Source organism: Pseudomonas sp. LAM2023 (assembly GCF_016620375.1).
GTDB lineage: Bacteria > Pseudomonadota > Gammaproteobacteria > Pseudomonadales > Pseudomonadaceae > Aquipseudomonas > Aquipseudomonas anuradhapurensis.
The window spans coordinates 129,181-149,291 of the sequence record NZ_JAENHV010000029.1 but is presented as its reverse complement, the minus strand read 5'-3'; the positions used below and the strand labels follow the sequence as shown (position 1 = coordinate 149,291).

The following is a 20,111-nucleotide window of genomic DNA, read 5'->3' as shown; positions in this document are numbered from 1 at the left end:
AAAGGTGCTCCTCGGTAACACCTTTGCACCGCTGCAAGGCAAAAAAGTGCAACCCACAGGTACAACCGAACACCTTATAAAGGCCTGTGCAGGTGCACCTGTTTTCACCGGCGCGGCAGCCTTGGCGGCGCGGATCTACCCGCGAATGGTCTAAAAGCGCTTCCCTGAGCCGGCCAAAGCTGGCACCATCGCGCCTTTTTTCATCAAGGCTCTGGTGCTGGGCGAGACCTTCGCGGACATCCGCGCGACGTTGCGCTGCAGCGATGCGACAAACTGCCCCACCAGCGCCCCGAGCACCTGGCGCCCCTGTTGGCCGCCGCGATACCGCTATGCTAGCTTGGCGCTCGCCAGGAAGGCCGCCAACAGCTGGGAACGCACCCGAACACAATGAGGACCGCACATGGCTCAGGCCACGCCCGCGCTGGAAATCCGCAACCTGCACAAACGCTACGGCGAGCAGGAAATTCTCAAGGGCATTTCGCTGACCGCACGCGACGGTGACGTGATCTCCATCCTGGGGTCGTCCGGCTCCGGCAAGTCCACCCTGCTGCGCTGCATCAACCTGCTCGAGAACCCGCACCAGGGCGAAATCCTCGTCGCCGGTGAAGCGCTCAAGCTCAAGGCCGCCAAGAACGGCGACCTGGTCGCCGCCGACAATCGCCAGATCAACCGCCTGCGCAGCGAGATCGGCTTCGTCTTCCAGAACTTCAACCTGTGGCCGCACATGTCGATCCTCGACAACATCATCGAGGCGCCACGCCGCGTACTTGGCCAGAGCAAGGCCGAGGCCATCGAAGCCGCCGAAGCGCTGCTGAACAAGGTCGGCATCTACGACAAACGCCACAGTTACCCCGCCCAGCTTTCCGGTGGCCAGCAACAGCGTGCCGCCATTGCCCGTACCCTGGCCATGAAGCCCAAGGTCATCCTGTTCGACGAGCCAACTTCGGCGCTCGACCCGGAAATGGTCCAGGAAGTGCTAAACGTTATCCGCGCATTGGCCGAAGAAGGCCGTACCATGCTGCTGGTCACGCACGAGATGAGCTTTGCCCGGCATGTGTCCAGTGAAGTCGTCTTCCTGCACCAGGGCCTGGTCGAAGAGCAGGGATCGCCGCAGCAGGTGTTCGAGAACCCGACCTCGGCGCGTTGCAAGCAATTCATGTCCAGCCACCGTTAACGGAGCAATACATGCACACTTACAAGAAGTTTCTCCTGGCAGCCGCTGCCACGCTGGTGATGTCGGCCAACGCCATGGCCGCAGAAAAACTGCGCATGGGTATCGAGGCCGCCTACCCACCGTTCAACAACAAGGATGCCAGCGGTAACGTGGTCGGCTTCGACAAGGACATCGGCGACGCCCTGTGCGCCAAGATGAAAGTCGAGTGCTCGGTCGTCACCTCGGACTGGGACGGCATCATCCCGGCGCTGAATGCCAAGAAGTTCGACTTCCTGGTGTCGTCGCTGTCGATCACTGACGAGCGCAAGCAGGCCGTGGACTTCACCGACCCGTACTACTCCAACAAGCTGCAGTTCATCGCGCCGAAGAACGTCGACTTCAAGACCGACAAGGCCTCGCTCAAGGGCAAGGTGATCGGCACCCAGCGCGCCACCCTGGCTGGCACCTGGCTGGAAGACAACTACGGCGATGACGTAGAGATCAAGCTGTACGACACCCAGGAAAACGCCTACCTCGACCTGGTCTCCGGCCGCATCGACGGCATCCTGGCCGACAAGTACGTGCAGTACGAGTGGCTCAAGAGCAAGGACGGCTCGAACTTCGAGTTCAAGGGCGAGCCGGTGATGGACAGCGACAAGATCGGCATTGCCGTGCGCAAGGGCGACGACAAGCTGCGCAACGACCTGAACAAAGCCCTGGCAGAAATCAAGGCCGACGGAACGTACAAGAAGATCAACGACAAGTACTTCCCGTTCAGCATCGAATGACCCGCCCTGACTGGCGCGCCCTTGCGGCGCGCCAGTCCCTAGAATGACCTGCCCATGAATATTGACCTGCACGGATTCGGTCCGGCCATGATGGCCGGCACCCTGATGACCGTAAAACTGGCGCTTTGCGCCTTGCTGCTGGGCCTGGTTTTGGGCCTGCTCGGCGCCCTGGCCAAGACTTCCTCGGTCAAGCCTTTGCAATGGCTTGGCGGCTTCTATTCGACCCTGGTGCGCGGCGTGCCCGAACTGCTGTGGGTCCTGCTTATCTATTTCGGCACCGTCGGCTTGATGAATGCCCTCGGTGAAGCCTTGAACATGCCGGGCCTGGAGCTCAGCGCCTTCGCGGCAGGCGTGATTGCCCTGGGCCTGTGCTTTGGCGCCTACGCCACCGAAGTGTTCCGTGGCGCGATCCTGGCGATCCCCAAGGGCCACCGCGAAGCCGGCCTGGCGCTGGGCCTGTCCAAGGGCCGCATCCTGTCGCGGATCATCCTGCCACAGATGTGGCGTATCGCCCTGCCCGGCCTGGGCAACCTGTTCATGATCCTGATGAAGGACACCGCCCTGGTGTCGGTGATCGGCCTGGAAGAAATCATGCGCCACGCGCAAATCGGCGTGACCGTGACCAAGGAGCCGTTCACCTTCTACATGGTCGCGGCCTGCATCTACCTGAGCCTGACCATCATCGCCATGACCGGCATGCACTTCATGGAAAAACGCGCCGCTCGCGGCTTTGCGAGGGCCGTGTAATGAACTGGGAAGTGATCATCAAATGGCTGCCGCGCCTGGCCCAGGGTGCCACCCTGACCCTGGAGCTGGTAGCCATCGCCGTGGTGGCCGGGCTGATCCTGGCCATCCCGCTGGGCATCGCCCGCTCTTCGCGCCACTGGTATGTGCGCGCCGTGCCGTTCAGCTACATCTTCTTCTTCCGCGGTACGCCGCTGCTGGTGCAGCTGTTCCTGGTCTATTACGGCCTGGCGCAATTCGACGTGGTGCGTTCGAGTTCGCTGTGGCCTTACCTGCGCGATCCGTTCTGGTGCACGGTGCTGACCATGACGCTGCACACCGCCGCGTACATCGCCGAGATTTTGCGCGGCGCGCTGCAGTCGATCCCCAAGGGTGAGATCGAGGCGGCACGGGCGCTGGGCATGTCGCGTGGCAAGACGCTGTTCTACATCATGCTGCCACGCGCCGCGCGCATCGGCCTGCCGGCGTACAGCAACGAAGTGATCCTGATGCTCAAGGCCAGCGCCCTGGCCAGTACCGTGACCCTGCTGGAACTGACCGGCATGGCCCGTACCATCATTGCCCGCACCTACCTGCCGGTAGAGATCTTCTTTGCCGCCGGGGTGTTCTACCTGGTGATCTCGTTCGTGCTGGTGCAGGGCTTCAAGCTGCTGGAGCGCTGGCTGCGTGTGGATGCCTGCCAAGGCCGCTGAAACTTCACTGACTGCTTCGCGGGCACGCCCGCTCCCACAGGTGTAGCGCCAACCTTGAATGTGGCGCTATACCTGTGGGAGCGGGCGTGCCCGCGAAGAGGTCCTCAAAACCACCACACATCCTTGCCATGCCCAGCCACCTCCACAGCCACCACCTAAGCACCCGCTTCCAGGCCCTCGACCAATTCCTGATCGAGCACCAGCAGCTGTGGAAACCCCGCCCCTTCACTACCCTGCAACTGGAGTGGGAAACCGCGCATCCAGAACTAGCCGCCCACCTGCGCCAGAGCTCCCTGGCAGACACCGAAAGCGAAGGCACCGCCTCGGCCTTGCCCGCCCCATTCCCACAACTGGCCCGGCAAGCCCAACAGCTCGCTACCCTTGGCAACCTCCCGGCCACCGACCTGCCCGCTGCCGCCCACCGCCTCGACGTTGCCGTCCCCGGTCGCAAATGGCAGCAGATCGAAGCCTTCGCCAGCCACCTGAGCTTCCGCGCGCAGCCCCGCCACTGGCTGGACTGGTGCGCCGGCAAAGGCCACCTCGGCCGCCGCCTGCTGCAACCTGGCCAGCAGCTGACCTGCCTGGAATACGACGCCGACCTGGTCGCCGCCGGCCAGGCCCTGAGCGCGCACCATCACCTGCCGGCGCTGCACCTGCACCAGGATGTGATGGCCGACGACAGCGCCCGCCACCTGGCAGACGACAAAACCGTGGTCGCCCTGCACGCCTGTGGCGACTTGCATGTACGCCTGATGCAGCTGGCCAGCCAGCAAGGCTGCCGGCAGCTGGCCGTGGCCCCTTGCTGCTACAACCGAATTGCGGCGCAGCAGTACCAGCCGTTATCCACAGCCGCGCAAGCGTCCATCCTGCAGCTGTCGCTGGACGACCTGGGCCTGCCGCTGAGCGAAACCGTCACCGCCGGCGCCCGCGTGCGGCGCCAGCGCGACACCTCGATGGCCCGGCGCCTGGGCTTCGACCTGCTGCAACGCCAGCAGCGCCAGAGCGCCGAATACCTACCGACGCCTTCGTTGCCTGTGGCCTGGCTGGAAAAGCCCTTCGAGCAATACTGCCGCGACCTGGCCGCGCTCAAGCAACTGCAACTGACCGGCAACCCGGACTGGGCGGCCTTGGAAGCAGCCGGCTGGCAACGCCTGGCCGAGGTCCGTAACCTGGAGCGCGTGCGCAACCTGTTCCGTCGGCCGCTGGAGCTGTGGCTGGTACTGGATCGCGCCCTGTTTCTGGAAGAACGCGGCTATAACGTGCAACTGGGCCTGTTCTGTGACTATCCACTGACTCCACGCAACCTGCTGATTCTCGCCGAACGCGACCGTTAGCCGCAGTACAACCTGTGGATAACTCTGTGTACAAGCTTTTGATTAGCTGTTGGATCCAAGCGCTATTTCAAGCGTTTGGCTTATTCCGCCTAGTACTTCAAGCCCAGTAAAAACAGGCGTTTGCGCAAAGACCAGCGGAATGCCGATCCGGCATGCGTTTCGCGCAAGCCGTCAATGCCACTTGTGCATAAACATTTGTTGTGGTTAGCGACCACAGCTGCCAACGCAATCCCTGTAGGAGCGGTCTTGTGTCGCGATGGGCCGCAAAGCGGCCCCGCTTTTAGCGTAATTACAGAGAGTACTGGGGGCTGCTTCGCAGCCCATCGCGACACAAGGCCGCTCCTACACACACCCGTCCGCGTCAGGATTCAGTGCGCCTTGTTCCTGGCAATCTCGACATCGTTCATCAGCGCCTTGGCCATGTCGCACAAATAGTCGGCCGCACCGAGGAATTTATGGTCATCCTCCATATCCCCTTCGCGCACCAGGTGCTTGATGTAGCCCATCAGGATCGAGACGTGCTCGTAGACAGCATCGGCCGGGACGCCGGGCTCGACGCGTAGCAGGTTGAGGGACGGGTTGCCGGCTGCGAGGAAGGTTTCCACGCCTGCGGTGGTGATTGGCTTGGGACTGCTGAGATCAGAATCTTTCAATTTTCAAACTCCTATATTCCTCAAGGAGTTACCACCTTCGTTCTTCTCACGGAACGAAGGGCGGCAACCGTGCACGGGGTGAGAAACCGAGTGAATATAGGAAGCCTCGGCCAGACCGAAGTCTGCCCGCGCACGGTCGCCATAACGCAGCCGCTAAATTCGTAATCGGGTTCTCACACCCGGTCGCCAGAGCGACCCGAAAACGGTATCCGTGAGCCATTTCCCCGACAACAGCGATACTTCAGCGGCGCGCGTAGGATAGGTCCGAGGCCCCCAAACCTTGAAGCATTTGCCCCCAAGTTCAGAATTGTCTGACCTCTATCTTCACAGCGACGCGGTACCTGTAGGAGCGGGTTCACCCGCGATGAGGCCCTACCAGACAACACAAGGCTAATGCTCAACCACCGCAACGGTGTATCATCCGCCCCCAAATCATTAAAAAGTGACGTCGCGCGCTGCCCGCCAGCCCCGCGACCTTCTGGCGTTGCGCCAGAACCGACAATGGACTAACGGACCCGACCATCGTGACCCAGACCAAGCCCCTCGCCCTGCTGTGCCTCACCCTGGCTCTGACCGCCTGCGCCAGCAGCACCCCGCCCCAACCCCGCAGCAGCCTGGGCTGGAACCACCCCGGCATGCAGCTTGGCGGCGACAACGGCCTGCCCCTGCGCACCGAAAGCCCTTGCCGCAAGCGTGGCTGCGACAACGACAAGCTGTTCTTCAACCCGGGCAAAACCGAGCCAAGCGTCACTACCATCCACCGCGGCTGGTAGGAAAATTCTTCTTTCAGACCGGTAACTTAGGTCATTTGCGAACAATCGCAAGGAAGTGGTTTACAGGCGCCAACCGATCGTTATAATGACGCCCCACTGCCGGTATAGCTCAGATGGTAGAGCAACTGACTTGTAATCAGTAGGTCCCGGGTTCGATTCCTGGTGCCGGCACCATACGCAGTATCAAAGAAGGCTCACCGAAAGGTGAGCCTTTTTTGTTTTAAGTACACTCCGCTCGCTCCCTCCCCAGACTTGACCCCAATCAAGCCCGCTCCAGACAGATGACTTAGCCTGAGATCAGCCCCCATCGAGGCAGCTCACCATGGCCAAGAAATTCCCCACCAACCCCAGCCACCCCGAACGCATCTGCTGGGGCTGCGACCTCTACTGCCCAGCCAAGGCACTCGCATGCGGCAACGGCGCGAGCCGGACCATGCATCCAGCAGAACTGTTCGGCGAAGACTGGGACAGTTTCGATAACCAACTGGAAAAACCGATCGACCGCGAGCATGGAACAGCCCCCAAGCCCTGACAAACCATGCATTAAATCGGCGCCCGTCCAGGCCAGAGCCATGACAACCATGCAACAGTCTTTTACCGATTCCCCAGGTTTTCCCTAACCCTGCTTTGCCTATCCTAGGCCGGGTCATCCCGCCTGTGATGGACCCATGAAACATTCCCTACCCAGCCGCTACGCCTGCCTCGCATTCTGCCTACTATTCACCCTCGCCAGCCTGCCGTTGCTACACACGCATGCCTGGCTGTGGCCCATCACGCTGATCACCGCGTTGCTCAGCCTGGTCGGCCTCAACGACCTGCGCCAAAGCCACCATGCCGTGCGCCGCAACTACCCGATCCTGGGCAACATCCGCTACCTGATCGAAACCATCCGCCCGGAAATCCGCCAGTACCTGATTGAGGGCGACGACGACAAGCTGCCGTTTTCCCGCGCTCAGCGCTCGCTGGTCTACGCCCGGGCCAAGAACGAAAGCGCCGAAAAAGCCTTTGGCACGCTCAACGACGCCTACAAGCCCGGCTTCGAGTTCATCAGCCATTCCATGTTGCCGGTAAACACGCCGGACCCTGCCTCGTTTCGCATCGCCATCGGCGGGCCGCAGTGTCGCCTGCCCTACTCGGCGTCGATCTTCAACATTTCCGCGATGAGCTTCGGCGCGCTCAGCGCCAACGCCATCGCGGCGCTCAACCGTGGTGCACGCATGGGCCGTTTTGCCCATGACACGGGCGAAGGCAGTATCAGCCCGTACCACCGCGAACATGGCGGTGACCTGATCTGGGAAATCGGCAGTGGCTACTTCGGCTGCCGCACCGAGGACGGTCGCTTCGACCCGCAGCGCTTCGCCGAGCAGGCCCGCTCGCCGCAGGTGAAGATGATCGAGGTCAAGCTCAGCCAGGGCGCCAAGCCGGGCCACGGCGGCATCCTGCCGGGGCACAAGGTCAGCCGCGAAATCGCCCAGACGCGGGGCGTACGCGAGGGTGAAGACTGCATATCGCCAGCGGCGCACAGTGCCTTCCGCACGCCGGTCGAGTTGCTGCAGTTCATTGCCAGCCTGCGCGAGCTGTCGGGCGGCAAGCCGGTGGGCTTCAAGTTCTGCCTGGGCCACCCGTGGGAATTCATGGGCATCGCCAAGGCAATGCTGGCCACCGGCATTACCCCGGACTTCATCGTCGTCGACGGCAAGGAAGGCGGTACCGGCGCGGCGCCACGCGAGTTCAGCGACAACATGGGCGTACCGATGCGCGAGGGCCTGATGTTCGTGCACAACACCCTGGTCGGCCTGAACCTGCGCTCCAGCATTCGCATTGGCGCAGCGGGCAAGATCGTCAGCGCCTTCGACATCGCCAGTGTGCTGGCTATCGGCGCTGACTGGGTCAACTCCGCGCGCGGCTTCATGTTCGCCATCGGCTGCATCCAGTCGCAGAGCTGCCACACCAACAAGTGCCCGACCGGGGTGGCCACGCAAGACCCACTGCGCCAGCGCGCCCTGGTGGTGCCGGACAAGGCTGAACGGGTTGCCAGCTTCCATCGCAATACGCTGCATGCGTTGGCAGAGATGCTGGCCGCTGCGGGGCTGGAGCACCCTTCGCAGCTCAAACCCAAGCACCTAGCGCGGCGTATCAGCTCAAGCGAAATCGGCTTGTTTTCGGACCTGCACACGTTTCTCAAGCCGGGCGAATTGCTCAGTGGCTCGATTGAAAGCGAGTTTTATGCGCGGATGTGGCGGATGGCGCGTAGCGACAGTTTTGCGCCAGAGACGGGTGAGGGGGAGGTGAGGGTTGCAGCGGTGCGGCGCAGGGAGGTGGAGCCGGCGTAACAGAAAAGCCTGGGGCTGCCCTGCAGCCCCAGGCTCTGCTGATCAGAAGATGCTGATCGGGTACTCGACGAATACGCGGACTTCGTTGCCGTCGTCGTTGTAACCGTTCTGCTGCACGGCGTTGTTGGTACGCACGAACGAGCTACGCAGCTTGATCGACAGGTCCTTGGCCGGGCCGTCCTGCACCACGTAACGGATCTGGTTGAAGATCTCGCGCTCTTTACCTTCGCCGAAGCCCTGCGGGTTGGCGACGTTGCGGGTATTGATGTTGTCACCCACCACGTAGGCCAGCTTGTAGGTCAGGCCCGGAATGCCGTAGGCACCGAAGTCCAGGCCGTAGCCCAGCTGCCAGGAACGCTCGTCTTCGGCGTTGAAGTCGGACCAGTACGAGTTGGCCAGGTAGATGGTCGAACCACCGTCACCCACGCCGCCGGCATTCTGGTACCAGCCGTAGTTGTAGCCGGTGCTGCCGGTGCTGCGCTGGTGGGCGATGGTGAACGAGTGCGCACCGTAGGCGTAGGTGGCGGCCAGGCTCCAGATGGTGTTGGAGTCGCCGTTGAGTTCGGCGCTCTTGACGAACTTGTTGTCGATGTCCGACTTGTAGCCGTTGAAGTCCAGGGTCAGGGACTGGTCGTTGGCAATCGGGAAGACGTAGTTCAGGCCCAGATAGTGCTTCTTCATCACGTCTTCGTTGTCGGCGGTGTACAGCGAAGCGGTGAAGTTGTCGGTGAACTTGTAGCTGCCACCGAGCACGTTGATCGACTTCAGGCCACCACCGTCACGGCGCTCGGCGCTCTTGCGCGCTTCCTGGGTGAAGCGGCCGGCGTTCAGTTCCAGACCCTGGATTTCCTTGGAGGTGATCAGGGTGCCGGTGAAGCTTTCTGGCAGCAGGCGAGCGTCGTCGTATTGCAGCACAGGCAGTGCCGGCATCTGGTCACCGTACTTGAGCACGGTGTTGGAGATGCGGAACTTCACTGCAGCGCCACCACGGGCCAGATTGTGCGGCGAGTTGGCGTTGCCGTTCTCGTCCTTGAAGTCCGATGGCTTGAAGAAGTCGACACCAGCGCCACCGTTGTGGCCCTTGCCGCCGTCCAGACGCACGGCGTACAGGCCGAATGCATCGACGCCGACACCGACGGTGCCCTGGGTGAAGCCGGAAGAGAAGTTGGCGATGACGCCCTGGCCCCATTCGATCTGGTCGTCGGTGCCGTGCTTCTTGTCACGATTGATGTAGGCGTTGCGCAGCAGGACGTTGGCGTGGCTGTCCTCGATAAAGCCTTTGCTGTCGGCCTGGTCATTGGCCTGGGCCTGGGTCGCGGCGATCATCGCCAGGGCGACCAGGCTGATCCTGGTTTTCAACATGTTGTTTTCCTTGTTCGTAATCAAAAACGCTCTGCAATATGACGCCAGGAACCAACGCCCCTTCGTAGGTTCGACGCTATGCGGATCCAGACTGGAAGGCCTGCCGGTACTCACACGGCGGCTCTGGCAGCTGCGTGGCCACGATGATGGCCAGCAGGCGTTGGCCGAATCCTAGCCGTGCGCGTTTGCAAATGTCAAAAAATCGTGAAATGAAGATGGTTATAACCAAAATGTGGGCAAGCCGAGTGCATTTCTGCCTAGCGTTGCGCTATCAGCAGGCAATTTATCTTGAGTAGGAAAAGTCGGACTGATTGTGGGGCGAGGGCCTAGGTGCAGGGCAAGACGCAGGGGCGTGTGCTGTGGGACGGCAGGGTGAAGCGAGAAGTGGCCAGGGTGGGGGCTGGCCGAGGGTTGTACCTTCATAGATGCCTGTTGCCTGTGCCGGCCCCTTCGCGGGCAAGCCCGCTCCCACAGGGGCCGGCAGGTTCAAACAACCGATCAGTGCCACACCGCCATCAGCGCCTGCATTTCTGCTTCGCTGATCAGGCCTTGGGGATATCGCCCGGCAAGCAGATGTCGTGGGTCGGTCGTCCTGACCCTGATGCTTCCATGGTGTTTCAACCACTTCGCCACAAGCTTGAGCGATTGGTGATTCACTGCCGATGGGCGCAAAGCCGACTCACTTGCTGCATTCATCTCTACACGTACTCCTAGGCCCGTGGACGGCAAATCTACTTATGTATTGTTACAGATCGATAGCGCGGGCTCGCCGGGCCACCGATCTGGCTATCCATTTGAAATCAATACAAAAGATATGCCAGCACAACCCACCGGACATCGCCCGGAAATGAAAAAGGCCCGTCAGGTGACGGGCCTCTTCATTCACGCTGCGCTCAACGCTTGATCGGCGCTGGCTGCTGCTGGGTCAGGCAGTGGATATTGCCACCGCCCAACAACAGCTCGCGGCCGGGGATCATCACCACTTCATGATCGGGGAACACCTTCTCCAGGATCGCTCTGGCCTCAGTATCTGCCGGGTCGTCAAAGCTTGGGGCGATGATGCCGCCGTTGACGATCAGGAAGTTGACGTACGAGCCGGCCAGGCGCACCGACGGGTCACGCTCCTGGCTGCCGGCCACCTGGTCGACACCGGCACATTCTTCAGCGGTGGCGAACAGCGGGCCCGGGATTGGCATTTTATGCACGATGAATTCACGGCCCTTGGCATCACGGGTGCGCTTGAGCACCTCCATGGCAGCGTGGCAGCGTGCATAGTTGGGGTCGTTGGAATCATCGGTCCAGGCCAGTAACACTTCGCCCGGGCGCACGTAACAGCAGAAGTTGTCGACGTGGCCATCGGTTTCGTCGTTGTACAGGCCATCCGGCAGCCAGACCACGGTGTCCACCGCCAGGTGGTCACGCAATACCGCTTCGATCTGCTCGCGGCTCAGGTGCGGGTTGCGGTTGCGGTTGAGCAGGCATTCTTCGGTGGTGATCACGGTGCCTTCACCGTCCACATGGATGGAACCGCCTTCGAGCACGAAGCCTTCGGTGTGGTAGCGCTGGCAGCGCTCCATTTCCAGCACCTTGGCCGCCAGTTCCTCGTCGCGGTTCCAGGGTGCATACAGGCCGCCGTCGAAGCCGCCCCAGGCGTTGAAGCCCCAGTCCACCCCGCGTACTTCACCCTGGTCGTTGATGACGAAGGTCGGGCCGGTGTCACGCACCCAGGCGTCATCGTTGCTGATCTCGACCACGCGGATGTTCGGCTGGTCGAGTTGGCGACGGGCATTTTCGTACTGCGCAGCAGAAACCGCGACGGTGACCGGCTCGAAGCGGGCAATCGCCTTGGCCAGGGTCACATGGGCAGCTTGTGCCGGCTTGCCGCCCAGGCGCCAGTTGTCCGGGCGCTCTGGCCAGACCATCCATACCTGGGTTTGCGGGGCCCACTCGGCGGGCATGTGGAAACCATCGGCACGGGGGGTGGAGTTGAGGGTTTTCATGGTTGACCTCTGTGATGGCCCTGAGCCGGACTGTGCTGGGGCGTTTGTCCATTTATAACCGATATATATCGACATTTAAAGCATCATATAGGAAGTCGAAGTGACCGATCAGCGCCTTTAAGCCGATATCAATCGATAGGCATCCGGCTATCCCAAGGCACATACCATAGCCGGGCCTTGTGAAGCCGTTGCAGCGCAGGGCGGACAAAACCGTCGAGTACAGCTAGGGTCATTACGTAGGCAAACCGGCCAGCGATCCGTCATGAATATCATCCCCACCGCAATCCCCGACGTCCTGATCATCGAGCCGAAGGTCTTCGGTGACAGCCGTGGGTTCTTCTTCGAGGTATTCAACGCCCGTGAGTTCGCCCGGCAAACCGGCGTGGCGACGACGTTCGTCCAGGACAACCAATCGCGCTCCATCAAGGGGGTACTGCGCGGCCTGCACTACCAGGTGGAAAACACCCAGGGCAAGCTGGTGCGCGTGGTGCAGGGCGAGATCCGTGACGTTGCTGTGGATGTGCGCAAGAGTTCGCCCACCTTCGGCCAGTGGGTGGCGGTGCAGCTGTCGGCCAACAACCATCGCCAGCTATGGATTCCACCCGGTTTTGCCCATGGCTTCGCAGTGCTGAGCGACGCCGCCGAATTCCTGTACAAGACCACCGACTACTACAACCCAGTCGCCGAGCGCTGTATCCGCTGGGATGACCCAGACCTGGCCATCGACTGGGGGCTGGAACAGCCACCGTTGCTGTCGGACAAGGACAAGGTCGGCAGTTCATGGGCAAAGGCGGAACTGCTGCCTTAACTAGCGCATAATTGCGTCAGACTTTCCTGGCGCCTCTACGTGATGATTGCAAAACCCACGCCCCCTCGCCGTCCGCGCTGGCGCAGCCTGGCCCTGCTGGCCCTGTGCCTGGCCCCGTTACTGTGGCCTCTGCATCACCTGGCCGAACGTTATTACCAGCAAGAGCTGGCCTCGCAGAACCGCCAGACCCTCGACCTGTACGTGGCCAACCTGCTCGGTACCCTGCACCGCTACGAGACCTTGCCGCAGATCCTCGGCGACCTGCCGGCGCTGCGCAGCGTGCTGGCCGACCCGTTGCGCCTGGAAGCGGTGACCAACGCCAACCGCCTGCTCAAAGGCATCGTCGAGCAGACCGGCGCCGAGGTGATGTACCTGATGGACATCAACGGCAACACCCTGGCCGCCTCCAACTGGGACAAGCGCGACAGCTTCGTCGGCCGCAACTTCGCCTTCCGCCCCTACTTCAACGAAGCCATGGCCGGCCGCCTGGGGCGCTTCTTCGGCCAGGGCACCACATCGGCCAAGCGTGGCTACTTCTTTGCCGCGGCGGTACGCGACCGGGAGCGCATCGTTGGCGTGCTGGTGGTCAAGGTCGACCTCGACCACACCGAAACCCTGTGGGGCCGTACCCCCGAGCAACTGCTGCTGACCGACCACAATGGCGTGGTCATCCTCACCTCACGGCCGGACTGGCGCTTCCGTGCCACCCGCCCGCTGAGCGAGGCCGAGCGCCAGGCCATCATCGCCATCCAGCCCTACCCGACCCAGGCCCCGCAACCGCTGGTGCTCAACCCGCAAGCGTGGATCGCCCAGACCCGCGACATCCCGGAAACCGGCTGGCAGGTCAGCATCCTTGCCCCGCGCATGCTGGTCGACCGCTCGGTGCAAACGGTGATGGCCATCGGTGCCGGCACCTTGCTGGTGCTGATGCTGCTGGCCGGCCTGGTGATGCAACGGCGCCGCCACTACATCGACCGTATCGATTTCGAGGCCCGTGGCCGGCAGGAACTGGAACAACGCGTGGCCGAGCGCACCGCCGACCTGGAAGGCCTGAACACCCGCCTCAAGCGTGCCGTGCTGGAGCGCGAGAACGCCCAGCAGGAGGCAGTGCGCGCCCAGGACGAGCTGGTACAGGCCGGCAAGCTGTCGGTGCTCGGCACCATGTCGGCCAGCATCAGCCACGAACTCAACCAACCGCTGGCGGCCATCCGCAGCTACGCGGAAAACGCCGAAATCCTGCTCGACCACCAGCGCATCGAGGACGCCCGCGGCAACCTCAAGCTGATCGGCGAGCTGACCGGGCGCATGGCCTCGATCATCGCCCACTTGCGCGCCTTCGCCCGCCGTGACCGCCATGCACCGGAGAGCGTGGCGCTGCAGCCGGCCCTGGACGATGCCCTCGCGCTGCTGGCCAAGCGTCGGCGCGCCATGGCCGTGGAGCTGATTCGCGACCTGCCGGAAGCCACCTTGTGGGTCCAGGCTGGCGAGACCCGCCTGCGCCAGGTGCTCGGCAACCTGTTGGCCAATGCCCTCGATGCCCTGACCGAAAAGGCCAACCCCCGCCGCCTGTGGCTGAGTGCCGAGCAGCGCGACGACTGCGTCTACCTGTACATTCGCGACAACGGCCCCGGCTTCAGCCGCCAGGCCCTGGAGCACGCCAAGGAGCCATTCTTCACCACCAAGACCCGCACCCAGGGCCTGGGCCTGGGCCTGGCCATCTGCGAAAGCCTGATGCGCGCCCTGGGCGGTGAACTGCTGCTGGCCAACCACCCGGAAGGTGGCGCACTGCTGACCTTGCAGCTGCGTGTGGCCGCGCCTGGCGCTACTTTGCCCAATTCGGAGGACCCCTCGGCATGACCACCGAGACACTCATCGACAGCCAAGCCCAGGTGATCCTGGTCGACGACGACCCGCACCTGCGCCAGGCGCTGAGCCAGACCCTGGACCTGGCCGGGCTCAAGGTGGTCGCCCTGGCCGATGCCCACGGCCTGGCCGAGCGCATCGAAGCCGACTGGCCTGGGGTAGTGGTCAGCGATATCCGCATGCCCAGTATCGATGGCTTGCAGTTGCTGGAACAGCTGCATGGCCGCGACGCCGAGCTGCCGGTGCTGCTGATTACCGGCCACGGCGATGTGCCGCTGGCGGTGCAGGCGATGCGCGCCGGCGCCTATGACTTTCTGGAAAAGCCCTTCGCCAGTGACGCGCTGCTCGACAGCGTACGCCGCGCCCTGGCCTTGCGCCGCCTGGTGCTGGACAACCGCAGCCTGCGCCTGGCCCTGAGCGACCGCCAGCAACTGGCCACCCGCCTGGTCGGCCAGTCGCCGGCCATGCAGCGCCTGCGCGAGCAGATCGGCGCCCTGGCTGGCACCCGTGCCGACGTGCTGATCCTGGGCGAGACCGGCGCGGGCAAGGAAGTAGTGGCCCGCGCCCTGCACGACCTGTCCAGCCGCCGCGATGGCCCGTTCGTGGCGATCAACGCCGGCGCCCTGGCCGAATCGGTGGTCGAAAGCGAGCTGTTCGGCCATGAGCCCGGCGCCTTCACCGGTGCGCAGAAGCGCCGCATCGGCAAGTTCGAGTTTGCCAATGGCGGCACGCTGTTCCTCGACGAGATCGAGAGCATGAGCCTGGATGTGCAAGTGAAACTGCTGCGCCTGCTGCAGGAACGGGTAGTCGAACGCCTGGGTGGCAACCAGCTGATCCCGCTGGACATCCGCATCATCGCCGCGACCAAGGAAGACCTGCGCCAGTCCGCCGACCAGGGGCGCTTTCGCGCCGACCTGTATTACCGCCTGAACGTGGCGCCGCTGCGTATTCCGCCGCTGCGCGAACGCGGTGATGACATCCTGGTGCTGTTCCAGCACTTCGCCGACGCCGCCAGCCAGCGCCATGGCCTGCCCCCGCACACCCTGCAGCCGGCCCAACGCGCCATGCTGCTGCGCCACGCCTGGCCCGGTAACGTGCGCGAATTGCAGAACGCCGCCGAACGTTTCGCCCTGGGCCTGGAGCTGGCCCTGGATGGCCAGGCAACGCCTGCCGCGATGCCGGCGGCACCCCTGCTGAGCGGCAACCTCAGCGAGCAGGTCGAGCAGTTCGAGCGCTCGCTGATCGCCGCCGAACTGGCCCAGCCCCACAGCTCCATGCGCAGCCTGGCCGAAGCGCTGGGCATTCCCCGCAAGACCCTGCACGACAAGTTGCGCAAGCATGGCTTGAGCTTTGACGGTGGCAGCGGCGGGCAAGACGATCATGAGGACCACCGTTGATGAATAGCGATAGCCAGTATCTCCAGGCCGTGCTGCACGGCGACATCCCGCTGACCCGCGAAATGGGCCTGGAGGTGCTCGACTGGCAGCAGCACACCCTGCGCCTGCAACTGCCGTTGGCGGCCAACGTCAACCACAAGAGCACCATGTTCGGTGGCAGCCTGTACTGCGCGGCCGTATTGGTGGGTTGGGGCTGGCTGCACCTGCGCCTGCGCGAGCTGGGGATCGATGACGGGCATATCGTCATCCAGGAGGGGCAGATCAATTATCCGCTGCCGGTGACCGGGGCGGCGGTGGCACGTTGCGCGGCGCCGGACGAAAAGACCTGGGAACGCTTCGTGACGATGTACCAGCGTCGCGGGCGGGCGCGGCTGACGCTGGAAACCACGGTGAGCAATGCCGGTAGTGACGAGCCGGCGGTAAGGTTCAGCGGGCAGTACGTCCTGCACCGCTGAAACCCTGAGCGGCCTTGTGTCGCGATCGGGCCGCAACGCGGCCCCAAGGTTTCAGCTTCGCCGCTTGAATTGCCGGGGCCGCTTTGCGGCCCTTTCGCGACACAAGGCCGCTCCTACACGATCGTGTGCGGCGGTCAGATCAGGCTCAGGAAGGCCTGGCGCCATTGTGCATTGGCCGGCAACGCCAGGAAGTGCGGGTTGAGCAACGACTCCCGTGGCGGGTAGCGGAACGGCAGGCCATCCAGTCCGATCACCTCGCCCCCGGCGCCTTCCACCACCCCCTGGGCCGCCGCCGTATCCCACTGCGAAGTCGGCGCCAGGCGCGGATAGCAATCGGCGCTACCTTCCGCCAACAGGCAGAACTTCAACGAACTGCCAATGTTGGCCAGCTCCAGCTCACCCAACGCAGCGCCCAGCCCGGCCAGCAACGCTTCCTGCTCCGGGCTGGAATGCCGACGGCTGGCCACCACGGTAAAGCGCTCTCCCAGCGGCGGTGCATTGCGTACCTGGATTGGCTCAGCGGCTTCACCGGCTTGCGCACGCCAGGCGCCCAGCCCACGGCCACCGAAGTAACAGCGCCCGTTGGTTGGCATCGAGACTACGCCAAACACCACCTCGCCGTTTTCCACCAGGGCGATGTTGACGGTGAATTCCTCGCTGCCGGCAATGAACTCCTTGGTGCCGTCCAGCGGGTCGACCAGCCACCAGCGCTGCCAGCGCTGGCGCTCGGCCAACGGGATATTGCAGTCTTCTTCCGACAGCAGCGGAATCTGCGGCGCCAGGGCCAGCAGGCCATCGGCAAGCACCCGGTGCGCCGCCAGGTCGGCGGCGGTCACCGGCGAATCGTCAGCCTTGCTGGTCACGGCGACATCGGCACGCCAGAACGGCAGGATCGCCTCGCCGGCCTTCAGCGCCAGCTTGACCACTTCGTGCATCAGTTGCAGGTCGTTCATGCTTCCAGCAGCCCCCGCTGAATCAGCAGGTCACGCGCCAGGTACAGCGCCGCCAGGGCACGACCTTCGGTGAACTGCGGGTGCATGGCCAAGGCCGACAGCTCGCGCAGGTTGACCTTGTCGACCCGCATCGGCTCCGGCTCGTCGCCCTCCAGGCGCTCTTCGTAAAGGTCGCTGGCCAGCACCACCTGGATCTTCTGGCTCATGTAGCCGGGCGACAGCGACAGCTCGGTCAGGTGCTCCAGCTGGCGCGCGCCAAAACCGGCTTCTTCCTTGAGCTCCCTGTCGGCTGCCGCCAGCACGTCCTCGCCCGGCTCGATCAGGCCCTTGGGCAGCGACAGCTCATATTCATCGGTGCCGCCGCAGTATTCTTCCACCAGCACGGCGTGCTCGGCGTCGAGCATGGCCACGATCATTACCGCGCCGTAACCATTGCCGCGCCCCACCAGGCGCTCGTAGGTGCGCTCATTGCCATTGCTGAAACGCAATTGCACGGCTTCGACGCGAAACAGGCGGCTGCTGGCGACGATTTCGCGGCTGAGGACGGTGGGTTTCTGGCGCATGGGGCGGCTCCTTGGCGTGAACGGGTTACTATACCGTGGCTTGCCGACTGATCGAGAATTTCCCATGCCTGTTCTTCCCTGGTCTGCCATCGATACTGTCCTGCTGGACATGGACGGCACCTTGCTCGACCTGCATTACGACAACCGCTTCTGGCTGGACCACCTGCCCCAGCGCTATGCCGAGCTGCACGGGGTGAGCCGGGCCATGGCGGAAATGGAACTGCAGCCACTGTTCGAGCGTAACGCCGGTACGCTGAACTGGTATTGCCTGGACTTCTGGAGCCGCGAGCTGCGCCTGCCGATTCGCGAGCTGAAACGGGAAATCGCCGACCTGATCGCCCTGCGCCCAGATGCCGACACCTTCCTGGCGGCCATTCGCCAGGCCGGCAAGCGCGTGGTGATGATCACCAATGCGCACCGGGATTCCCTGTCGCTGAAGCTGGAGCGGGTGGAGCTGACGCCGTATTTCGAGCGGCTGATCAGCTCGCACGACTATGGCTACCCGAAGGAAAGCCCGCAATTCTGGGATGCCTTGCAGGCGGACATCGGCTTTGCGCCGGAGCGCAGCCTGTTCATCGATGACACCCTGGCGATCCTGCGCAGTGCGCGGCGGTTCGGCGTGGGGCACTTGCTGGCGGTGCGCCAGCCCGATAGCCAGGCGGGGCCGCGGGATACCGAAGAATTTGCTGCGGTCGAGGACTACCGGGAGCTATTGGCAGGCCTGTGAGGGCCTCTTCGCGGGTATGCCCGCGAAGAGGCCGCTAGCGGCTGTGGAGATCAGTCAGGAATACGCAGCACCTGCCCTGGGTAGATCTTGTCCGGGTGCTTGAGCATCGGTTTGTTGGCCTCGAAGATCTTCTGGTACTTGTTGGGGTCGCCGTACACCTTCTTCGAGATGGCACTCAGCGTGTCGCCCTTCTCCACGGTCACGAACCGCGCCGCCTGCGCCACCGGCCCGGTTACGGTGATCTGGTCATCCACACTGGCGACACCGCTGATGTTGCCCGCCGCCAGGATGATCTTCTCCTTTTCCTCCTGGCTGGCCACCTCGCCCTGGAGGATAATCTTGTCCCCCTCTACCTTGACCTTGATGTTCGGGTTACCCAGGCCGACAGTTTCCACGTGCTTTTTCAGCTGCTCTTCGGCGTTGGCATTACCGGGGGTCAGCAGATCGATCAACTTTTCGCCCGCTTCTTTCACAAAACTGAACAGACTCATGACACTCTCCTTGTTGACGTGAAACCGTTGGACAGTGAAGTCTAGGCGAAGACTCCGCCGACCCACCCGCATCTTCCATCGACGCGCTCTATCAAGGCATAGACCCTAGCGATTAGACGCCGCCGGCCCGCACGCCTAGGCTTGTGCTATCAAAAAGCTGCCGATAGCTCCGGTGAACAGCCAGCCCCGATGAAAAGCAAGCCTCCGCTCTGCGCGGCCTCGCCCCTGTCCATGCCCGCAGCCAGCAACACCTACGATTACGTCCAGCTCAACGACGCCCGACGCGACAGCACCCCGCTGGCCGAGGAAGTGGCCCTGGCCATCGCCTACAACGGCCTGAACCAGGCAGTGATGCTGGTCAGCCCCACCGACCTGAAGGACTTCGCGGTCGGCTTCAGCGTCGGCAGCGGCATTGTCGAAGGCACTGCCGAAATCTACGACCTGAAACTCTCCGGCAGTGGCTCGGCGATGTATGCCGACCTGGAGATTTCCAGCCGTGCATTCTGGAACCTGAAGAACCAGCGCCGCCAGTTGGCCGGCACCAGTGGTTGCGGCCTGTGCGGAGTCGAAGCGCTGGAGCAGGCATTGCCGGACCTGGCCAAGCTGCCTGGCGCCCCTTTACCGCCTGCGCAATGGCTGGCAGGGCTGCGCGAACGCATCGATGCTTTCCAACCCCTTGGCCAGCATTGCGGCGCGGTGCACGCGGCGCTGTTCATGGACCGCAACGGCGAACTGTTGCTCGGCCGCGAAGACATCGGCCGGCACAACGCCCTCGACAAGCTGATCGGTGCACTGCTGCGCCAGGGCATCGACAGCCAGGGCGGCCTGGCCATCGTCACCAGCCGCTGCAGCCTGGAGCTGATCCAGAAGGTGCTGCGTGCCGGTATCCAGACCCTGGTCAGCCTGTCGGCGCCCACCGGCCTTGCCCTGCAATGGGCGCGCAAACACAACCTCAATCTCATCCATCTGCCCAAGCACAGCGCACCGCGGGTCTATAGCCCCGCGGCGGAGTCGTAACAGTC

At 63.2% G+C, this 20,111-nt stretch carries 21 protein-coding genes and 1 tRNA gene; 15 read left to right on the top strand and 7 right to left on the bottom strand.

Features of this window, described 5'->3' with window-relative positions:
• Positions 1–400 precede the first annotated feature (400 nt).
• The 5 genes from JKP78_RS19025 to JKP78_RS19005 all read left to right on the top strand — a co-directional run bounded on the left by JKP78_RS19025 (position 401) and on the right by JKP78_RS19005 (position 4,711).
• Entirely contained in the window at positions 401–1,174 is a 774-nt protein-coding gene (locus JKP78_RS19025) for an ABC transporter ATP-binding protein (RefSeq protein ID WP_003257472.1), read from the top strand.
• An 11-nt stretch (positions 1,175–1,185) separates the two neighbouring features.
• The gene (locus JKP78_RS19020) at positions 1,186–1,941 is read left to right on the top strand and encodes an ABC transporter substrate-binding protein (RefSeq protein WP_186687556.1); all 756 of its coding nucleotides are present in this window, start codon (positions 1,186–1,188) and stop codon (positions 1,939–1,941) included.
• Between the two features lie 54 nt (positions 1,942–1,995).
• The gene (locus JKP78_RS19015; RefSeq protein WP_170027846.1) at positions 1,996–2,688 is read left to right on the top strand and encodes an ABC transporter permease; all 693 of its coding nucleotides are present in this window, start codon (positions 1,996–1,998) and stop codon (positions 2,686–2,688) included.
• Positions 2,688–3,377: an ABC transporter permease gene (locus tag JKP78_RS19010; RefSeq protein WP_170027845.1), complete on the top strand. Its 690-nt coding sequence runs from the start codon at positions 2,688–2,690 to the stop codon at positions 3,375–3,377. The genes JKP78_RS19015 and JKP78_RS19010 overlap by 1 nt, the downstream gene beginning before the upstream one ends.
• 128 nt (positions 3,378–3,505) lie before the next feature.
• On the top strand, positions 3,506–4,711 hold the full coding sequence (locus tag JKP78_RS19005) for a methyltransferase (protein ID WP_200627219.1): 1,206 nt from the start codon (positions 3,506–3,508) through the stop codon (positions 4,709–4,711).
• 368 nt (positions 4,712–5,079) lie between these two features.
• Here JKP78_RS19005 and JKP78_RS19000 read toward each other — a convergent pair whose 3' ends face one another.
• On the bottom strand, positions 5,080–5,364 hold the full coding sequence (locus JKP78_RS19000) for a DUF3077 domain-containing protein (protein ID WP_186687560.1): 285 nt from the start codon (positions 5,362–5,364) through the stop codon (positions 5,080–5,082).
• A gap of 524 nt (positions 5,365–5,888) precedes the next feature.
• On the opposite strand from JKP78_RS19000, the gene JKP78_RS18995 reads away from it, so the two are divergent.
• The 4 genes from JKP78_RS18995 to JKP78_RS18980 all read left to right on the top strand — a co-directional run bounded on the left by JKP78_RS18995 (position 5,889) and on the right by JKP78_RS18980 (position 8,470).
• Positions 5,889–6,137: a hypothetical protein gene (locus JKP78_RS18995; RefSeq protein ID WP_186687562.1), complete on the top strand. Its 249-nt coding sequence runs from the start codon at positions 5,889–5,891 to the stop codon at positions 6,135–6,137.
• 98 nt (positions 6,138–6,235) lie between these two features.
• Positions 6,236–6,311 (top strand) — tRNA-Thr (locus JKP78_RS18990).
• A gap of 148 nt (positions 6,312–6,459) precedes the next feature.
• On the top strand, positions 6,460–6,669 hold the full coding sequence (locus JKP78_RS18985) for a DUF3079 domain-containing protein (protein ID WP_186674940.1): 210 nt from the start codon (positions 6,460–6,462) through the stop codon (positions 6,667–6,669).
• 136 nt (positions 6,670–6,805) lie between these two features.
• Complete coding sequence (locus tag JKP78_RS18980; protein WP_200627217.1) at positions 6,806–8,470, top strand: FMN-binding glutamate synthase family protein; 1,665 nt, start codon at positions 6,806–6,808, stop codon at positions 8,468–8,470.
• Positions 8,471–8,512: 42 nt separating this feature from the next.
• Here JKP78_RS18980 and JKP78_RS18975 read toward each other — a convergent pair whose 3' ends face one another.
• The 3 genes from JKP78_RS18975 to aguA form a co-directional block, all read right to left on the bottom strand.
• A complete protein-coding gene (locus JKP78_RS18975) occupies positions 8,513–9,832 on the bottom strand; it encodes an OprD family porin (protein WP_186674938.1) in 1,320 nt (439 codons plus the stop codon).
• A gap of 498 nt (positions 9,833–10,330) precedes the next feature.
• Entirely contained in the window at positions 10,331–10,528 is a 198-nt protein-coding gene (locus JKP78_RS25170; RefSeq protein WP_225931912.1) for a hypothetical protein, read from the bottom strand.
• Positions 10,529–10,725: 197 nt separating this feature from the next.
• On the bottom strand, positions 10,726–11,832 hold the full coding sequence (gene aguA / locus JKP78_RS18970) for an agmatine deiminase (protein ID WP_186687570.1): 1,107 nt from the start codon (positions 11,830–11,832) through the stop codon (positions 10,726–10,728).
• A gap of 262 nt (positions 11,833–12,094) precedes the next feature.
• Here aguA and rfbC point away from each other — a divergent pair, with 262 nt between their 5' ends.
• Genes rfbC through JKP78_RS18950 form a run of 4 tightly spaced genes read left to right on the top strand, consistent with a single transcriptional unit; the run spans position 12,095 to position 16,355 of the window.
• Positions 12,095–12,640 (top strand): dTDP-4-dehydrorhamnose 3,5-epimerase, encoded by a 546-nt coding sequence (rfbC, locus tag JKP78_RS18965; RefSeq protein ID WP_200627215.1) that lies wholly within the window; start codon positions 12,095–12,097, stop codon positions 12,638–12,640.
• A gap of 42 nt (positions 12,641–12,682) precedes the next feature.
• On the top strand, positions 12,683–14,497 hold the full coding sequence (locus JKP78_RS18960) for a sensor histidine kinase (RefSeq protein ID WP_170027833.1): 1,815 nt from the start codon (positions 12,683–12,685) through the stop codon (positions 14,495–14,497).
• Positions 14,494–15,900, top strand: coding sequence for a sigma-54-dependent transcriptional regulator (locus tag JKP78_RS18955; protein ID WP_200627213.1), 1,407 nt, complete (start codon positions 14,494–14,496; stop codon positions 15,898–15,900). The genes JKP78_RS18960 and JKP78_RS18955 overlap by 4 nt, the downstream gene beginning before the upstream one ends.
• Entirely contained in the window at positions 15,900–16,355 is a 456-nt protein-coding gene (locus JKP78_RS18950; protein WP_170027831.1) for a thioesterase domain-containing protein, read from the top strand. Before JKP78_RS18955 ends, JKP78_RS18950 begins: the two co-directional genes overlap by 1 nt.
• 134 nt (positions 16,356–16,489) lie before the next feature.
• On the opposite strand, the gene cysQ is transcribed toward JKP78_RS18950, so the two are convergent.
• Positions 16,490–17,308 carry a 3'(2'),5'-bisphosphate nucleotidase CysQ gene (cysQ, locus tag JKP78_RS18945; protein ID WP_200627211.1) on the bottom strand — a complete coding sequence of 273 codons (819 nt, stop codon included), beginning with the start codon at positions 17,306–17,308 and terminating at the stop codon, positions 16,490–16,492.
• The gene (gene nudE, locus JKP78_RS18940) at positions 17,305–17,871 is read right to left on the bottom strand and encodes an ADP compounds hydrolase NudE (protein WP_015268611.1); all 567 of its coding nucleotides are present in this window, start codon (positions 17,869–17,871) and stop codon (positions 17,305–17,307) included. The genes cysQ and nudE overlap by 4 nt, the downstream gene beginning before the upstream one ends.
• A gap of 64 nt (positions 17,872–17,935) precedes the next feature.
• Here nudE and yrfG point away from each other — a divergent pair, with 64 nt between their 5' ends.
• Positions 17,936–18,598, top strand: coding sequence for a GMP/IMP nucleotidase (gene yrfG / locus JKP78_RS18935; RefSeq protein WP_186687584.1), 663 nt, complete (start codon positions 17,936–17,938; stop codon positions 18,596–18,598).
• 50 nt (positions 18,599–18,648) lie between these two features.
• Here the strand turns inward: yrfG and lysM are convergent, their stop codons facing one another.
• Entirely contained in the window at positions 18,649–19,089 is a 441-nt protein-coding gene (lysM, locus tag JKP78_RS18930) for a peptidoglycan-binding protein LysM (RefSeq protein ID WP_200627208.1), read from the bottom strand.
• Between the two features lie 189 nt (positions 19,090–19,278).
• On the opposite strand from lysM, the gene fdhD reads away from it, so the two are divergent.
• Positions 19,279–20,106: a formate dehydrogenase accessory sulfurtransferase FdhD gene (gene fdhD, locus JKP78_RS18925; RefSeq protein WP_200627206.1), complete on the top strand. Its 828-nt coding sequence runs from the start codon at positions 19,279–19,281 to the stop codon at positions 20,104–20,106.
• Positions 20,107–20,111: the final 5 nt, after the last annotated feature.

What these genes read in the sequence shown, in the direction of transcription:
- JKP78_RS18975 (WP_186674938.1), bottom strand. Translation starts at nt 9,832, where the DNA reads ATGTTGAAAACCAGGATCAGCCTGGTCGCCCTGGCGATGATCGCCGCG.
- JKP78_RS19015 (WP_170027846.1), top strand. Translation starts at nt 1,996, where the DNA reads ATGAATATTGACCTGCACGGATTCGGTCCGGCCATGATGGCCGGCACC.
- JKP78_RS18960 (WP_170027833.1), top strand. Translation starts at nt 12,683, where the DNA reads ATGATTGCAAAACCCACGCCCCCTCGCCGTCCGCGCTGGCGCAGCCTG.
- JKP78_RS19025 (WP_003257472.1), top strand. Translation starts at nt 401, where the DNA reads ATGGCTCAGGCCACGCCCGCGCTGGAAATCCGCAACCTGCACAAACGC.
- JKP78_RS18980 (WP_200627217.1), top strand. Translation starts at nt 6,806, where the DNA reads ATGAAACATTCCCTACCCAGCCGCTACGCCTGCCTCGCATTCTGCCTA.
- yrfG (WP_186687584.1), top strand. Translation starts at nt 17,936, where the DNA reads ATGCCTGTTCTTCCCTGGTCTGCCATCGATACTGTCCTGCTGGACATG.
- aguA (WP_186687570.1), bottom strand. Translation starts at nt 11,832, where the DNA reads ATGAAAACCCTCAACTCCACCCCCCGTGCCGATGGTTTCCACATGCCC.
- lysM (WP_200627208.1), bottom strand. Translation starts at nt 19,089, where the DNA reads ATGAGTCTGTTCAGTTTTGTGAAAGAAGCGGGCGAAAAGTTGATCGAT.
- JKP78_RS18950 (WP_170027831.1), top strand. Translation starts at nt 15,900, where the DNA reads ATGAATAGCGATAGCCAGTATCTCCAGGCCGTGCTGCACGGCGACATC.
- rfbC (WP_200627215.1), top strand. Translation starts at nt 12,095, where the DNA reads ATGAATATCATCCCCACCGCAATCCCCGACGTCCTGATCATCGAGCCG.
- JKP78_RS18985 (WP_186674940.1), top strand. Translation starts at nt 6,460, where the DNA reads ATGGCCAAGAAATTCCCCACCAACCCCAGCCACCCCGAACGCATCTGC.
- cysQ (WP_200627211.1), bottom strand. Translation starts at nt 17,308, where the DNA reads ATGAACGACCTGCAACTGATGCACGAAGTGGTCAAGCTGGCGCTGAAG.
- JKP78_RS18955 (WP_200627213.1), top strand. Translation starts at nt 14,494, where the DNA reads ATGACCACCGAGACACTCATCGACAGCCAAGCCCAGGTGATCCTGGTC.
- JKP78_RS19010 (WP_170027845.1), top strand. Translation starts at nt 2,688, where the DNA reads ATGAACTGGGAAGTGATCATCAAATGGCTGCCGCGCCTGGCCCAGGGT.
- JKP78_RS19005 (WP_200627219.1), top strand. Translation starts at nt 3,506, where the DNA reads ATGCCCAGCCACCTCCACAGCCACCACCTAAGCACCCGCTTCCAGGCC.
- fdhD (WP_200627206.1), top strand. Translation starts at nt 19,279, where the DNA reads ATGAAAAGCAAGCCTCCGCTCTGCGCGGCCTCGCCCCTGTCCATGCCC.
- nudE (WP_015268611.1), bottom strand. Translation starts at nt 17,871, where the DNA reads ATGCGCCAGAAACCCACCGTCCTCAGCCGCGAAATCGTCGCCAGCAGC.
- JKP78_RS25170 (WP_225931912.1), bottom strand. Translation starts at nt 10,528, where the DNA reads ATGAATGCAGCAAGTGAGTCGGCTTTGCGCCCATCGGCAGTGAATCAC.
- JKP78_RS19020 (WP_186687556.1), top strand. Translation starts at nt 1,186, where the DNA reads ATGCACACTTACAAGAAGTTTCTCCTGGCAGCCGCTGCCACGCTGGTG.